The sequence below is a fragment of the Parazoarcus sp. PS-13 R2A genome (genome assembly GCF_057621855.1).
Window position 1 is genome coordinate 134,139 of sequence record NZ_JBYEXN010000011.1, and the last position, 14,168, is coordinate 148,306.

General features: G+C 61.0%; 14 protein-coding genes. 10 read left to right on the forward strand and 4 right to left on the reverse strand.

The window, feature by feature from the left end; translation table 11 throughout:
• Window positions 1–41 precede the first annotated feature (41 nt).
• Window positions 42–1,496, reverse strand: a complete 1,455-nt coding sequence (gene dacB / locus AC22G6_RS12170; RefSeq protein ID WP_487366991.1) for a D-alanyl-D-alanine carboxypeptidase/D-alanyl-D-alanine endopeptidase — start codon at window positions 1,494–1,496, stop codon at window positions 42–44.
• 112 nt (window positions 1,497–1,608) lie between these two features.
• Here dacB and AC22G6_RS12175 point away from each other — a divergent pair, with 112 nt between their 5' ends.
• Window positions 1,609–1,953, forward strand: a complete 345-nt coding sequence (locus AC22G6_RS12175) for a hypothetical protein (RefSeq protein WP_487366992.1) — start codon at window positions 1,609–1,611, stop codon at window positions 1,951–1,953.
• A 33-nt stretch (window positions 1,954–1,986) separates the two neighbouring features.
• Here the strand turns inward: AC22G6_RS12175 and lysA are convergent, their stop codons facing one another.
• Together lysA and lptM are read right to left on the reverse strand one after the other, a co-directional pair.
• On the reverse strand, window positions 1,987–3,249 hold the full coding sequence (lysA, locus tag AC22G6_RS12180; RefSeq protein WP_487366993.1) for a diaminopimelate decarboxylase: 1,263 nt from the start codon (window positions 3,247–3,249) through the stop codon (window positions 1,987–1,989).
• Complete coding sequence (gene lptM / locus AC22G6_RS12185; RefSeq protein ID WP_108949641.1) at window positions 3,246–3,431, reverse strand: LPS translocon maturation chaperone LptM; 186 nt, start codon at window positions 3,429–3,431, stop codon at window positions 3,246–3,248. Before lptM ends, lysA begins: the two co-directional genes overlap by 4 nt.
• Window positions 3,432–3,476: 45 nt before the next feature.
• On the opposite strand from lptM, the gene cyaY reads away from it, so the two are divergent.
• Window positions 3,477–3,803: an iron donor protein CyaY gene (gene cyaY / locus AC22G6_RS12190; protein ID WP_487366994.1), complete on the forward strand. Its 327-nt coding sequence runs from the start codon at window positions 3,477–3,479 to the stop codon at window positions 3,801–3,803.
• Here cyaY and AC22G6_RS12195 read toward each other — a convergent pair whose 3' ends face one another.
• The gene (locus AC22G6_RS12195) at window positions 3,804–6,215 is read right to left on the reverse strand and encodes a penicillin-binding protein 1A (protein WP_487366995.1); all 2,412 of its coding nucleotides are present in this window, start codon (window positions 6,213–6,215) and stop codon (window positions 3,804–3,806) included.
• 182 nt (window positions 6,216–6,397) lie between these two features.
• Here AC22G6_RS12195 and AC22G6_RS12200 point away from each other — a divergent pair, with 182 nt between their 5' ends.
• The 8 genes from AC22G6_RS12200 (at window position 6,398) to AC22G6_RS12235 (ending at window position 14,160) form a co-directional block, all read left to right on the forward strand.
• Window positions 6,398–7,474: a pilus assembly protein PilM gene (locus tag AC22G6_RS12200; RefSeq protein WP_487366996.1), complete on the forward strand. Its 1,077-nt coding sequence runs from the start codon at window positions 6,398–6,400 to the stop codon at window positions 7,472–7,474.
• Complete coding sequence (locus AC22G6_RS12205; protein WP_487366997.1) at window positions 7,471–8,052, forward strand: PilN domain-containing protein; 582 nt, start codon at window positions 7,471–7,473, stop codon at window positions 8,050–8,052. Before AC22G6_RS12200 ends, AC22G6_RS12205 begins: the two co-directional genes overlap by 4 nt.
• The gene (locus AC22G6_RS12210; protein ID WP_487366998.1) at window positions 8,049–8,723 is read left to right on the forward strand and encodes a type IV pilus inner membrane component PilO; all 675 of its coding nucleotides are present in this window, start codon (window positions 8,049–8,051) and stop codon (window positions 8,721–8,723) included. The genes AC22G6_RS12205 and AC22G6_RS12210 overlap by 4 nt, the downstream gene beginning before the upstream one ends.
• A complete protein-coding gene (locus AC22G6_RS12215) occupies window positions 8,723–9,241 on the forward strand; it encodes a pilus assembly protein PilP (RefSeq protein WP_487367015.1) in 519 nt (172 codons plus the stop codon). Before AC22G6_RS12210 ends, AC22G6_RS12215 begins: the two co-directional genes overlap by 1 nt.
• Window positions 9,238–11,343, forward strand: coding sequence for a type IV pilus secretin PilQ (locus AC22G6_RS12220; RefSeq protein ID WP_487366999.1), 2,106 nt, complete (start codon window positions 9,238–9,240; stop codon window positions 11,341–11,343). The genes AC22G6_RS12215 and AC22G6_RS12220 overlap by 4 nt, the downstream gene beginning before the upstream one ends.
• 86 nt (window positions 11,344–11,429) lie before the next feature.
• Window positions 11,430–11,960: a shikimate kinase gene (locus tag AC22G6_RS12225; protein WP_487367000.1), complete on the forward strand. Its 531-nt coding sequence runs from the start codon at window positions 11,430–11,432 to the stop codon at window positions 11,958–11,960.
• Entirely contained in the window at window positions 11,948–13,030 is a 1,083-nt protein-coding gene (gene aroB, locus AC22G6_RS12230; protein ID WP_487367001.1) for a 3-dehydroquinate synthase, read from the forward strand. The genes AC22G6_RS12225 and aroB overlap by 13 nt, the downstream gene beginning before the upstream one ends.
• The gene (locus AC22G6_RS12235) at window positions 13,027–14,160 is read left to right on the forward strand and encodes a deoxyguanosinetriphosphate triphosphohydrolase (RefSeq protein WP_487367002.1); all 1,134 of its coding nucleotides are present in this window, start codon (window positions 13,027–13,029) and stop codon (window positions 14,158–14,160) included. Before aroB ends, AC22G6_RS12235 begins: the two co-directional genes overlap by 4 nt.
• Window positions 14,161–14,168: the final 8 nt, after the last annotated feature.

Below are 14,168 nucleotides of genomic sequence, written 5' to 3' on the forward strand. Positions count from 1 at the left end.
GCCTTGCGCCGGGTTGCGGCGCAACGGTCTGCTCCATCAATTCAACGACCACCGGCCCAGACCCATTCGAGCAGGGCGTCCTGTGCTGCACGCGTGCTGGCCGCTTCCGCATGATTGACCAGCATCACGACGACATGGCGCCGTCCGTCGTGGTCGAGCACATAGCCCGCAATGGCACGCACACCGTTGATGGTGCCGGTCTTGATGTGCGCCTGGCCGCGGGCAGGGCTGCCGACAAGTCTCTTGCGTGCCGTACCGTCCTCGCCGGCAATCGGCAGTGCGGCGATGAACTCGGCCATCCAGGGGCGCTGCCAGGCGGCGATCAGCAACTGACCCAGCGTATCCGCGCGAACGCGTTCGATTCGCGACAGGCCGGCTCCGTTCTCGATCACCAGGCCGGCAGTCTGCACGCCCGCAGCCGCCAGTTGCGCAGTGGCGACCTGCGCACCCGCTGCAACCATGTCCGGAGCGCCGTCCGCGTTGGTGCTGCCGAGGTTTGCAAGGAGCTGGCGGGCGATGACGTTGCTCGACCACTTGTTCATGTCACGCACGATTTCGGCGAGCGCGGCCGAGTCGTCGACGAGCTGTGTGCGGGCCTCGCGCGGTGTCGAGCCGGTGCGCACCTGTCCCTGCAGCTGCCCGCCGACTTCCTTCCACAGGCCGGCAATCGTTGCAGTGCTGAAGTCCTCGGGCGGGAGCGGGGCGGCGCTCCAGTTGCGTGGTCCGCAGCTGGCCGGAAGGCTGCCGCTCAGGATCAGACGCGGGCCGGGCTCGATACGAGCCTCGAGGTCGCGGTACCACACGCCGCAGCTGGCCCCCGATGTCTGCAGGCGGTTTTCGATGACGACGCCGTTGAGTGGCGGCTCGCTGGCCACCGTGACTGCATCGTTGGGGCCATTGCCCGGGAACAGCGCGAGCTGAAGGGTGTTGAAGTGCAGCAACAGGCCGTAGGGGCCGCTGTTGTACGGGCGAAGCCCGCGCCCGTCGAATGCATCCGGATCGTGCGCCGGGAGCCTGAGCACGGAGCCGTCGAGCACGATGTCGCCGGTGATCGTGTCGACGCCGAGCGCGCGCAGCCGCCTCAGCAGCTTCCAGGCCCGTTCATAGCTCAGCACCGGATCGCCGCCGCCAACGATGTAGAGGTCGCCCTGCAACACGCCATTGCGCACCGCGCCAGTGCTTGAGATCCGGGTTTGCCAGGTGTGGGAGGGGCCGAAGTACTCAAGACTGGTGAAAGCCGTCACCAGCTTCATGACCGAGGCCGGGTTCATCGGCTGATCGGCATTGATCGCAAGTGCTGGCGTGCCTGAATCCACGGCCTGTACCCAGATGCCGACCGCGTCCGCCGGTACTCGTGCCTGATCGAGCGCCTGCCGGACACTGGACGGGAGCGTCTCTTCACCTGCCGCTCGCGCATCGACTGCGCTCAGCAGGCAGGCAAGAACAAGGCTCAGGATGACAAAAGGGCGTGGTCTCGAAGCGGTGCTTGCTGACATTGGGTAGAGGCGTGCTGCGGTGCAGGGTAATTCGGAGTTAGAATGATCGTTCGATTAATTTGTGGCTACAGGACATCATTCTAGTAGCCCGCTTCGGACTGGGTGTGGATCAATGAGCGGATTTGGGCATTTCGCCCGGACAGCACTGGAGCTTGAGCGCGAGATATTCAAGCGCGGGTTGTTGATTGGCCTTGACTGGCAGGACCCGGCGACAATGCGCGCGCTGGCGCATGAGGCTCTGACGTGCACCACAGACTGCCGTCTGGGCTTGCTGCGTAACCATGATGCGAAAGCGCGGGGCAGGGGGGAGCTGTTTGCGCTCTCGGAAATGATGCTCGACACGATGCGTCAGAGCGCTCAGGTCGGTGTGCACACCCAAGGCGGCCCGGCCTGGAAGGCGTTCGGGCGTGCCTTGTACGAAGAGTCGGCACGCCTGGGAGCCGGCTCTTCGAAATGAGCGTTCGCGTGGCGAACGCCCAGCCAGCATGCTTCAGCTCAGGACCTGTTCCAGGGCGAAGAGCGATTCGATCGTTTCGCGCTGGCGCACAAGGTGCAGCTTGTCGCCATCGACGATGACTTCCGCTGCCCTGCCGCGCGTGTTGTAGTTCGAGCTCATGGTCATGCCATAGGCACCAGCTGACAACAGCGCGATCAGGTCACCCTCTTCGATCGCAAGCTCGCGCTGGCGGGCAAGGAAGTCGCCGCTTTCGCAGATCGGGCCGACAACGTCGTAACTTTGGGCTGACTGGTCGCGTTCGATCACTGCAACCGTCTCGTGATAGGCGTCGTATAGCGCCGGGCGCGCGAGGTCGTTCATTGCGGCATCGACGATGGCGAAGTTCTTTTCCTCTCCGGGCTTCAGGTACTCGACCCGGGTGAGCAGCAGTCCTGCGTTACCCACCAGGGAGCGGCCCGGTTCGAAGCACAGTTCCTCTGCGCGGCCTTCGAAAACCTTCAGCAGCGGGGCGAGGTAGTCTGCGACCGCTGGCGGTGTCTCGTCGTCATAGCGGATGCCGAGGCCGCCGCCAAGATCGATATGATCGAGGCGGATGCCTTCAGCAGCGAGCTGATCGACAAGTCCGAGCACCTTTGCCGCCGCTTCCGCCATCGGTGCGGGGTCAAGCAGTTGCGAGCCGATATGGCAGGCAATGCCGCTGACCTCAAGATTTGGCAGGGAGGCCGCACGACGATAGAGGTCGAGTGCTTCGTCGAAGGCGACACCAAACTTGTTGCTCTTCAGCCCGGTGGAGATGTAGGGGTGAGTCTTGGGGTCGACATCGGGATTCACCCGCAGGGCGATCGGTGCGAACATGCCGAGCTGCGCTGCAACGCCGTTGAGCCGGTCAAGTTCGGTTGCCGACTCGACGTTGAAGCAACGGATGCCGGCTTCGAGTGCCTGGCGCATCTCTGCACGTGTCTTGCCGACGCCGGAGAACACCACCTTGGCCGGATCGCCACCGGCGGCGATGACGCGGGCAAGCTCTCCACCGGAGACGATGTCGAAACCGGCGCCCAGTGCGGCAAACACCGACAGCACGCCGAGGTTGGAGTTGGCCTTGACGGCGTAGCACACCAGCGCGGGACGCCCCTGCAGGGCATTGCGATAGGCTTCGAAGGCGCTAACCAGTGCAGCGCGTGAATAGACGTAGACCGGCGTGCCGAAGCGCTCGGCGACGGTCGTCAGGGCCACGTCCTCGAGGATCAGCTCGCCTTGCTCGCGGTGCAGGGTCGGGATGGGGAAGGTCTTGCTCATCTGCTTGTGGTCGGAATCGAGGCGGGATTGAAATCGGGTTTGCTATTATTGCCAGCCGCCTTTTCGGTGTTGCCGGACTGTTCTGCCTGAGGCTTTTCGGGCAAAAAGAGCGGCCCTTTGATGCCGCAGGCGGACAGGAGCAGTGCGCTGATCAGCGCTACCGCGGGAATCATCGCTCGCATGGCCGTTCTTCGATAAAAAACGGAATGCTAACAGAAGGAGTCGGCATGGAAGAATCCGCATTCAATGCTCTGGCAGAAGCCGAGCTGGCAAAAATCGAGTCTGCACTTGAAGCGTGCGGGGTGGACATGGATATCGAGCTCAAGCCGGGAGGCATTCTTGAGCTGGAGTTCGACAACGGCAGCAAAGTCATCATCAACCGGCACACCGCTGCACGGGAGATTTGGGTGGCAGCGAAATCCGGCGGCTTTCACTTTCGTCCGGAGAGCGGAGGCTGGATCGCCGGGCGCGACGGGGCGGAGCTGTATGCGCTGCTCTCCCGCGTTGTCAGCGAACAGTCGGGAGAGCAGGTGGTGCTGAGCGCCAGCGCCTGATCAGCGTCGTATCGGCGTCGGCATGCGATCGACGACCGGGGCCGGCGGCTGCATTTGTGGCACCGGCCGGGGGGCGGGCTTGGGTGCTGGCGCCACAGGCGGAATTGCTTCTTCGGGGGCTTCGAGAACTGGGGTGTGGCTTGAGAAGAGTTGCTCCAGCCAGTCGGGTTCGGGCTTCAGCGCCGGGGGCTCGTTCTCGGCATAGTAGAAGTCCTCCACGCTGCCGTCGGCCACGGGCGCGCTCAGCAGGCCCTCGGGGCGCGGGAGCGACTTTTCCGGTGCGCCCTTGAGTGCTGCGCGCATGTAGTTGATCCAGATCGGCAGTGCGGCTGCGCCGCCGGTTTCTCCACGTCCCATGTTCTTTGGCTGCGAGAAACCCATCCAGGAGATGGCAACAAGATCCGGGCTGTAGCCGCAGAACCAGGCGTCGAGGTAGTCGTTGGTCGTGCCCGTCTTGCCGGCAATGTCGCCACGATTGAGGCTGCGTGCGCGTGCGCCCGTTCCGCGCCGAACGACGTCCTGCAGCATCGAATCCATCAGCCACGCATTGCGGGGGTCGATGACACGCGGCGCACTCTCACCGGCCACCGGTGGGTCGATCTTTGCGATCAGTTTGCCATTGCCATCGTGGATCTCCTTCACGATGTAAGGATCGATCCTGTAGCCGCCGTTGGCAAACACGGAGTACGCGGTTGCCATCTCCCACGGGGTCGCCGATCCGGCGCCCAGCGCCATCGTCAGATAGGGCGGGTTGCGCGCGGGATCGAAGCCGAACCGGCCAATGTAGTCCTGCGCGTAGTCCGGTGTGATGTTCTGCAGCAGCCGGATCGACGCCATGTTCTTTGAACGTGCGAGCGCTTCGCGCAGCGTCATCAGTCCGGCGAACTTGCCGTCATAGTTCTTTGGTTCCCACGCCTGGCTGCCGGTGACGCCGGCGGGGAAATAGAGTGGTTCGTCCTCGATCAGCGTGCCCGGGGAGTATCCGCGTTCCAGGCCCGCCGAATAGATGAAGGGCTTGAAGCTTGAGCCCGGCTGGCGCTGCGCCTGGGTGACGTGGTTGTACTTGTTGCTGTTGAAGTCGAAGCCGCCAACAAGCGCACGTACAGCCCCGGTGTGCGGGTCTACAGAGACCAGTGCGGCCTCTACCTCAGGCAGTTGCACGATTTCCCAGCCCTGCTTTTCCGTGCTGCGGATGCGGATCACTGCGCCGCGACGGACGCGCCGGCTTTGTGGGGACTTCTCACTGAGCATCGGCGCCGCAAAGCGCAGCCCGTCGCCCGTAATGTCATAGGTTTCGCCCCGGCGGAACACTTTGACGCCCGAAGGCGACGCTTCGAGAACGACTGCGGCAAGCAGGTCGTCGTGATCGCTGGAGTCGGCAAGGATGTCGTCCAGCGCTTCACCATCAGCGCCCTGAGGAAGATCAACGAAGCGCTCGGGGCCACGATAGCCGTGGCGGCGATCGTAATCCATCACCCCCTTGCGCAGCGCGGCGTAAGCCGCTTCCTGATCGTCGCGGGTGATGGTCGTGACGATCTTGATGCCGAGCTGGTAGGCCTCCTCGCCAAACTGTTCGACCGCAATCTGGCGTGCCATCTCGGCAACGTAGTCGCCATGCATCGGGGTGCTGTTGCCGCCGTTGCGCGCCACGCTGCCGGTCTGAGTGCGCAGTGGCTCCTTGAGCGCCTTCTGATAGCTCGCGTTGTCGCTGAATCCGGCTTCGACCATCCGGCGCAGTACATAGTGCTGACGCAGGGTTGCACGAGAAGGGTTGGCGATCGGATTGTATGCGGAAGGGGCTTTGGGAAGACCGGCAAGCATTGCGGCCTCGGCAAGGCTGATCTCGCTCAGCGGCTTGCCGAAATAGGCGCGGGCGGCAGCGGAAAAGCCGTAGGCACGCTGCCCGAGGTAGATCTGGTTGATGTACAGCTCCAGAATCTGGTCCTTGCTCAGATTGCGTTCAATCTTCAGCGCCAGCAGGATCTCGTAGAGCTTGCGGTTGTAGGTTTTTTCGCGAGACAGGAAAAAGTTACGCGCGACCTGCATCGTGATGGTTGACGCACCTTGGCCACGTCCGCCTGAGGTAAGGTTTGCCAGCGCCGCACGGGCGATGCCAATCGGGTCGATGCCGGGATGCTCATAGAAGCGTTCATCCTCAGCGGCAAGAATTGCGTGCTTCAGAATGGCGGGAACGTCTTCGATCTTCACTACCGAGCGGCGTTCCTCGCCGAATTCGCTGATAAGATGGCCGTCGGCAGTGTAGATGCGGAGCGGGACCCGGGGGCGGTAGTCGGTCAGCACTTCCAGTGAAGGCAGGTTGGGCCAGGCCAGGATGGAAATTGCTGCCAGCGTCGCGAGCCCGAGTGTCACCAGGGCCGTGAGTGCGGCGACGGGGTAGAGAACCCAGCGCATTTATTTGTCCGGGAAAGTGGAATAGGCGCGCATTATATAAGGCGAAAACTGCGGACGCCTCCTTGCGGGGCCGTTGATGCAAATTGATGCAAATTGCTTTACACCTCGTGCGCTTGTTGCTAGGATTTGAGAGCCTTATTCAGCATTGGCGCCTAACATAAAGAAATTTAAGGGTTTTCTTTGTGATTGACTTCTCAATATTCGGTTCGAAGGCGCGACAGCTCGCAGGGCTGGATATCTCTTCTTCATCCGTGAAGATGGTGGAGCTCGTCGAGAGTGAGAAAGGCGGTTTTCGCGTTGAACGCTACGCGATCGAGCCCTTGCCCCGCGAAGCTGTGGTTGATGGCAATATCGCCAATCTCGATGCTGTCACTGAAGGTGTCAAGCGCCTCGTTAGGCGTTTTGGCCCGGGCGTGAAGAACGTGGCCATGGCCTTGCCGGCTTCGTCAGTCATCACCAAGAAAATCATTCTCCCGGACGGTCTGCGCGAGCAGGAGATGGAGCTCCAGGTCGAATCCGAGGCCAATCAGTACATTCCGTTTGCGCTCGACGAGGTCAATCTCGACTTTCAGGTGGTTGGACCGGCCGGAGGTAGCCCCGGCGAAGTAGAGGTGCTGATTGCCGCGTCGCGCAAGGAAAAGGTCGAAGACCGTGTTGCTGTCGCGCAGGCTTGTGGCCTGAAGGCGGTAGTGCTCGACGTCGAGTCGCTCGCGACTGAGTCCTCTTTTGAGCTGGTTAGTCGTCAATTGCCAGGCGGTGGCGCAGGGAAGGTTGTCGCCCTGATTGATATTGGCGCAACAGCCATGAACGTGTCTGTACTTCGTGATGGTCATCAGGTCTACTCAAGAGAGCAGGCGTTTGGCGGCGTCCAGCTGACCCAGGATATTGCGCGCCAGTATGGGATGAGCATTGAAGAGGCCGAGGCCGCCAAGCGCTCTGGCAGTCTCCCGGATGATTATGCGCGAGATCTTCTACGCCCGTTCATGGACAGTCTTGCGCTTGAGGTTTCGCGCGCATTGCAGTTCTTCTTCACTTCGACTCAGTACAACCAGGTCGACCATCTAGTCCTTGCTGGCGGTTGCGCGGTCATGCCGGGTCTCGCCGAAGTCGTGGGTGGCCGGACTCAGGTCGAGACCATTGTGGCCAACCCCTTTGCGGGGATGGCGCTGTCCTCGAAGGTCCGTCCCAAGAATCTGCTGGCTGATGCGCCGTCGTTGATGGTCGCATGTGGGCTGGCTTTGCGGAGATTCGACGCATGATCCGGATCAATCTGCTGCCCCATCGCGAAGAAAAGCGAAAGGAGCGGCGTCAGCAGTTTTACACGCTCTCGGGTGCCATGGTGTTGCTCGGTGCAGCGATTGCTCTGCTGGTGCATACAGTGTACGCCGGATACATCGAGCGCCAGGAGACCAAGAACGCGTTCATCAAGGCGGAAATCGTGAAGCTCGACGAAGAGATCGTTGAGATTCGACGTCTTCGCGAGCAGATTGACTCGCTCTTGGCGCGCAAGCAGGTTATTGAGTCTCTGCAGAGCAGTCGGGCCGAAACCGTGCATCTGTTCAACGAACTGGCGCGCAAGATGCCAAACGGGGTGTATCTCAAGTCGGTGAAGCAGGCCGCGCAGCAAGTTACGCTTGTTGGTTACGCGCAGTCGAACGCGCGGGTTTCAACGCTGATGCGCAGCCTTGACGAATCTCCTTTCCTGCAGAACCCGGGGTTGGTTGAAGTCAAATCGGCCACCGTGAATAATCGCAGGGTCAGCGAGTTCATCTTGAACATCGGGATTGCGCCCCCGTCGGCAGAAAATGCGCAGGCCGCGCAGGGAGGCGCTCAATGACGTCCAAAGATGTGCTTTCCGGACTGCGCAGCATTGATCTTCAGCGCCTGCAGCAAGATTTTCAGAATCTGGATCCGAACGATCCGGGGGTATGGCCGCTTGCGCCACGTGTCGCGGTCTTTGTCTTCCTGTTCGTGGCAACCATTGCCGCTGCCTGGTGGTTCGACTGGAGTGATCAAGGCATTCTGCTGGAGCAGCGCGAGGCCGAAGAGCAGCAATTGCGCCAGGATTGGCTGGGCAAGAAGCGGCTTGCCGTCAACCTCGACGAGCACAAGCGTCAACTTGCCGAGATCGATCGGCAGTTCGGCGCGCTGCTGAAGCAGTTGCCCAATCGCGCGGAAATGGATTCGCTTTTGTCCGACATCAACCAGGCTGGGCTGGGACGTGGTCTGCTGTTCGAGCTTTTCAAGCCGGGCAGCGATCAGGTGAAGGAGTTCTACGCCGAGATGCCGATTGAAATCAGGGTGACTGGCGGGTATCACGATCTCGGCGAGTTTGCGAGTGATGTTGCCCGCATGCCGCGGATCGTCACGCTGAACAACATCTCGCTCGATGCTGCTGCGGAGGGGCGCCTGAAGCTGGATGCCAGGGCCACCACCTATCGATATCTGGACGAAGAAGAGGTGGCTCAGAAGCGACAGGCGGCCAAGGCTGCGCAGGGGAAGAAATGATGAGGAAATTTTTGCTTCTCATCAGCTGCATTGCACTTACTGGCTGTGCGGACGACCAGGAAGACATTCAGTCGTGGATGACAGAGCAGTCTGCAGGTATGCGGGGGGTGGTCAAGCCGCTGCCTGAAATCAAGGTGTTTTCAGTTGTCGATTACGCAGGCGCTGCGCTCATTGAGCCTTTCAAGGCGTCGCGGATTGAGCCTGAGCGCAAGAATGGCGGTGGTGGGTTGCGTCCGGATCCCGATCGCCGGCGTGAGCCGCTCGAAGCGTATCCGCTGGAAAGTCTGCGCATGGTGGGTATTCTGACTCAGGACAACGTGTCGCAGGCCCTGATACAGGCTGACAAGTCGCTCTATCGTGTCAAGGCAGGAAATTATCTCGGGCAGGATTATGGCGTGATTACTGCAGTGACCGATTCGTCGGTCGAATTGCGTGAGCTGGTAGAGGATGTGAATGGTGACTGGGTTGAGCGCGCCAGTTCGCTGCAGTTGCAGGAGCGGCAGGAGGCCGGAAAATGAAGATTAGAATCGGAACGGTGCTGCTCGCAGCGATGGTCGCAGTACTGATGCCCATGGGTGCGGCCTTTGCACAGGAATCGGGCGCGTCCCAAGTGGCGTCCAACCGCATCGAAGCGCTGGAGGTTGCCGAGCAGGGCGGGGCGATCTATGTCAGGCTCGTGATGAAGGAGCCGCTTGCTGCGCCACCTGCAAGTTTCAGTGTCGCAAATCCGGCGCGGATTGCCTTTGATTTTCCGGCAACGGCGAATGCGCTCGGGCGCAACGTTCAGGCGATCGAGCGCGGGGATCTTCGCAGCGCGAATATTGTCCAGGCCGGTGAGCGCACCCGCCTGGTGCTCAATCTGGTGAAGATGTCGCCCTATGAGACCCGGATCGAAGGACGCGACGTCATCATCGCGCTTACGCCGGTCAATGTTCAATCCACCCAAACTGTTGGCGAGCAGGCGTATGCGAACTTCGCGACGGCAAATCCGGCAATCAGTGGCGGAAAGAGCGTCCGCGACATCAACTTCCGGCGCGGCAAGGATGGGGAGGGGCGTGTTCTTGTTCAGCTCTCCAGTGCAGACACTGGGATCGACATCCGCCAGCAGGGCGGCAACCTCGTCGTCGAGTTTCTCAAGACGACGCTGCCTGAGCATCTGCGCCGCAAATCGGATGTGACCGATTTTGCAACACCGATTACGGGGATGGTTGCGCAACAGCAGGGCGACAACGTCCGCCTCGTGGTGACTCCGAACGGGTTGTGGGAGCACAACGCGTATCAAAGTGACGATCAGTTCGTGCTTGAGGTGAAGCGCGTTATCGAAGATCCGAACAAGCTGGTGCAGGGGACGCGGGGGCAGTATCAGGGCGAGAAGCTGTCGCTCAACTTCCAGAACATCGATGTGCGCTCGGTGCTGCAGGTCATTGCCGATTTCACGAACTTCAACATCATCACCTCGGACTCGGTTCAGGGCAACCTGACCCTGCGGCTCAAGGATGTTCCGTGGGATCAGGCGCTGGACATCATTCTTCAGGCCAAGGGCCTGGACATGCGTAAGAGTGGCAACGTGATCTGGATTGCACCGGGTGACGAGCTCGCCGCGCGAGAAAAGCTCCAGCTCGAAGCCAAGGCACAGATCAGTGATCTTGAGCCGTTGCAGACGGAGAGCTTCCAGATCAACTACCACAAGGCAAAGGAAATCTTCGATTTCCTGAAGAGCAAGGATCAGACGATGCTCTCCAAGCGTGGCAGCGTCGTCGTTGATGAGCGCAGCAACAAGGTCTTCGTGACGGATGTAGGCTCGAAGCTCGCCACATTGCGCAAGCTGGTGGGAGAGATCGATGTAGCGCCCAAGCAGGTCTTGATCGAGGCGCGGATTGTAGAGGCGTCCAAAACGTTCTCGAGAGATATTGGCGTGCGGCTGGGTCTTGGCAGCAACACGGCGGTGAATCTGGGGGGCGGAGCAAAGCTTGGGTTCGGGTCCTCGTCTGTGGGTACGACAACGAACACCTTTACGCCAGGGTTGGCCCAGAGTGGAACTGGGTATCTGCCGTCAGGTTACGGCTCAGTCAATCTCAGTCTTTTCAATAGTTCGCTTACCCGATTCCTGAACCTCGAACTGCAGGCGCTGGAGTCCGACGGTCGCGGGCGTGTGATCTCCAGTCCCCGGATCCTGACTGCAAATCAGGTTGAGGCGTCGATCGAGCAGGGTACCGAGATTCCCTACCTTGAGGCGAGCAGCTCTGGTTCAACGAGTGTGTCGTTCAAGAAGGCTGTGCTTTCACTCAAGGTTAAGCCGCAGATCACGCCCGACGGGCGCCTGCAGCTGGCAATTCAGGTCAACAAGGACCGTCCGGCTTACGAGGATGCGCTCCTCAATGTGCCGCCGATCGAGACCAAGAACATCAAGAGTGAGGTTCTGGTCGAGAATGGCGGAACGGTCGTGATCGGCGGAATCTATCTGGAAGAGGAAACCAAGGGTGTCGATCGCGTGCCCTTCCTCGGCGAGCTCCCTGTCGTGGGCGGATTGTTCAGAAGCACCAGCACGGTGTCTGAGCGAAGCGAGCTGCTGATCTTCGTGACGCCGCGAATCGTGTCGGATTCGCTGACGCTCAGATAAGCCGGTTCGGCTGCTGCTACAATTCGGGGGCGGTGACTCCATCGGGGTTGCCGCCCTTTCGTACATTTGAAGCCGGCGATATTCGTGTGACTTGTCTGATACTGATCGGCATGATGGGTGCCGGAAAAACGACTGTTGGGCGCGAACTCGCAAAGCGCAGACGGATGCGCTTTGCCGATTGCGACCATGAGATCGTTGCGCGTACCGGGGTCACCATACCCACCATTTTCGAAATTGAGGGCGAGGACGGCTTCCGCCGGCGCGAGGCGCAGGCGCTGGATGAGCTCACGCTTGAGTCCGATCTCGTTCTGGCGACAGGCGGCGGCGTCGTGCTCGACGCGGGAAACCGCGCGCTGCTCACGCAGCGGGGCATTGTGATCTATCTGAACGTCCCCCCGCAGATTCTCTGGGAGCGTACGCGCCATGATCGGAACCGGCCGTTGCTGCGGGTTGAGAATCCGCGTCAGCGGATCGAGGAGCTTCACCGCGTGCGCGATCCGCTCTACCGGGAAGTTGCAGACCTGGTGGTCGACGGTGGTCGCGGAAACCCTGGCGCCATGGTGCGCCAGATCGAGAAAGCGCTGGCCACTTTGGACAAAACTTCATGCGAACACTGAACGTGGCGCTCGGTGCTCGGGCGTATCCAATCCACATCGGCGGCAGTCTTCTCGATCGTCCCGAATTGATTCTTCCTCACCTCAAGACCCGCCGCGTGGTGATCGTCACCAACGACGTGGTTGGGCCGCTCTACCTCGAGCGACTGCAGTCCGGGCTCGAAGCGCTTGACGTTGGGGTGAGTGCGGTCGTCCTGCCCGATGGTGAGTGCCACAAGGACTGGCAGACGCTCAACCTCATATTCGATGCGCTTCTTGGTGATCGCTGCGAGCGTTCCACGACGCTGATCGCGCTTGGCGGGGGCGTCGTGGGCGACATGGGTGGGTTTGCCGCTGCCTGTTATCAGCGTGGCATGCCATTCATCCAGGTTCCCACTACCCTGCTTGCACAGGTGGATTCGTCGGTAGGTGGCAAGACTGCGATCAATCATCCGCTCGGCAAGAACATGATTGGTGCCTTCTATCAGCCACGACTGGTGCTTGCTGACACCTCCGTGCTCAATACGCTCCCTCCGCGCGAACTGGCCGCTGGCCTCGCCGAAGTGATCAAGTACGGATTGATTCGGGATCCCGAGTTTCTGGAGTGGCTGGAGATCAACCTCGACCGCTTGCTTGAGCGTGAACCTGAGGCCCTCGCCTTTGCGATCGAGCGCTCCTGCAGCAACAAGGCCGAGGTGGTCGCGGCGGACGAGACCGAGCAGGGTGAGCGCGCTCTGCTCAATCTGGGGCATACATTCGGCCATGCGATCGAAGCTGGCCTCGGTTATGGGGTGTGCCTGCATGGCGAGGCCGTGGCGATCGGTACCATGATGGCAGCGGAGCTCTCGCTGCGCCTCGGCTGGCTGAGTGCCACTGAGCTCGCACGCATCGAAAGTCTGTTTCGCCGCGCGGGATTGCCGGTGACCGGGCCGAAGCTTGGCGTGGAGCGCTATCTCGACTTGATGTCGCATGACAAGAAGGTCGAGGCCGGGCGCTTGCGCCTGGTTCTGCTGCGAGGCCTTGGCAAGGCGGTCATGCATGCGGATTCACCAGCGGCGGACCTCGCTGCTGCCATCGAGGTCCGCTGCGCGTGAGTCACGAGAACGGGCTGGCGAGCTACGCCGTGTCGGTTGCCAACAGTCGCGGACGCCAGCACGATGAGCCGCCGCCCAGCGGGCGCTCGGACTTTCAGCGTGACCGTGACCGCGTGATTCACTCCACGGCTTTTCGGCGTCTTGAGTACAAGACCCAGGTTTTCGTCAATCATGAGGGCGACCTGTTCCGGACGCGGCTCACCCACAGCATCGAGGTTGCCCAACTCACGCGCAGCATCTCGCGCGCACTTGGCTTGAACGAAGACCTGGCCGAAGCGATTGCGCTTGCGCACGACCTGGGGCACACGCCCTTCGGTCACGCCGGCCAGGATGCCCTGAACGCCTGCATGAAGGCTTATGGCGGCTTCGAGCACAACCTGCAGTCGCTACGGACGGTTGACCTGCTCGAAGAGCACTACGCGGCCTTTGACGGGCTGAACCTGATGTACGAAACACGCGAAGGCGTGCTGAAGCACTGCTCGCGTCCGAATGCCGAGCAATTGGGCGAAATCGGAAAGCGCTTTCTCGATGGCACCCAGCCTTCACTTGAGGCGCAGTTGTCAAACCTGGCCGACGAAATTGCCTACAACAACCACGATGTTGATGACGGCTTGCGATCGGGCCTGATTACCTTGGAGCAACTCGATGGAGTGCCTGTGTTTGCCGATCACCGGCGGGCTGTCGAAGCGCGCTGGCCCGGCCTGAGCGGACGCAAGCTCATTCATGAGACGATCCGGCGCATGGTGGACAGCATGGCGCTCGACCTGATTGCACAAACACGCCGCAACATTCTGGATGCCGGGGTGATCACGCTCGACGAAGTAAGGCTTGCACCGCGCCTGGTGGCGTACTCTGACGAGCAGTGGCCACGACTGCAGGCGCTGAAGGTGTTCTTGCGCGAAAACCTGTACTGGCATTACCAGGTGCTGCGCATGACCGACAAGGCGCGTCGCATCATTGGCGACCTGTTCTCGGCCTTCATGGCCGATCCGCGCCTGCTCCCACCTCAGTATCAAACCAAGGCGCAGACCGACAAGCCAAGGGCGATTGCCGACTACATCGCCGGGATGACGGATCGCTACGCGATGAAAGAGCACCGCCGGCTCTTCGCTGTTGGTGAAATACACTGATTTGTCAT

Bases quoted from the DNA above. Each gene is read 5' to 3' on its own strand.
- dacB (WP_487366991.1), bottom strand. From the start codon at position 1,496: ATGTCAGCAAGCACCGCTTCGAGACCACGCCCTTTTGTCATCCTGAGC.
- AC22G6_RS12175 (WP_487366992.1), top strand. From the start codon at position 1,609: ATGAGCGGATTTGGGCATTTCGCCCGGACAGCACTGGAGCTTGAGCGC.
- lysA (WP_487366993.1), bottom strand. From the start codon at position 3,249: ATGAGCAAGACCTTCCCCATCCCGACCCTGCACCGCGAGCAAGGCGAG.
- lptM (WP_108949641.1), bottom strand. From the start codon at position 3,431: ATGCGAGCGATGATTCCCGCGGTAGCGCTGATCAGCGCACTGCTCCTG.
- cyaY (WP_487366994.1), top strand. From the start codon at position 3,477: ATGGAAGAATCCGCATTCAATGCTCTGGCAGAAGCCGAGCTGGCAAAA.
- AC22G6_RS12195 (WP_487366995.1), bottom strand. From the start codon at position 6,215: ATGCGCTGGGTTCTCTACCCCGTCGCCGCACTCACGGCCCTGGTGACA.
- AC22G6_RS12205 (WP_487366997.1), top strand. From the start codon at position 7,471: ATGATCCGGATCAATCTGCTGCCCCATCGCGAAGAAAAGCGAAAGGAG.
- AC22G6_RS12210 (WP_487366998.1), top strand. From the start codon at position 8,049: ATGACGTCCAAAGATGTGCTTTCCGGACTGCGCAGCATTGATCTTCAG.
- AC22G6_RS12215 (WP_487367015.1), top strand. From the start codon at position 8,723: ATGAGGAAATTTTTGCTTCTCATCAGCTGCATTGCACTTACTGGCTGT.
- AC22G6_RS12220 (WP_487366999.1), top strand. From the start codon at position 9,238: ATGAAGATTAGAATCGGAACGGTGCTGCTCGCAGCGATGGTCGCAGTA.
- aroB (WP_487367001.1), top strand. From the start codon at position 11,948: ATGCGAACACTGAACGTGGCGCTCGGTGCTCGGGCGTATCCAATCCAC.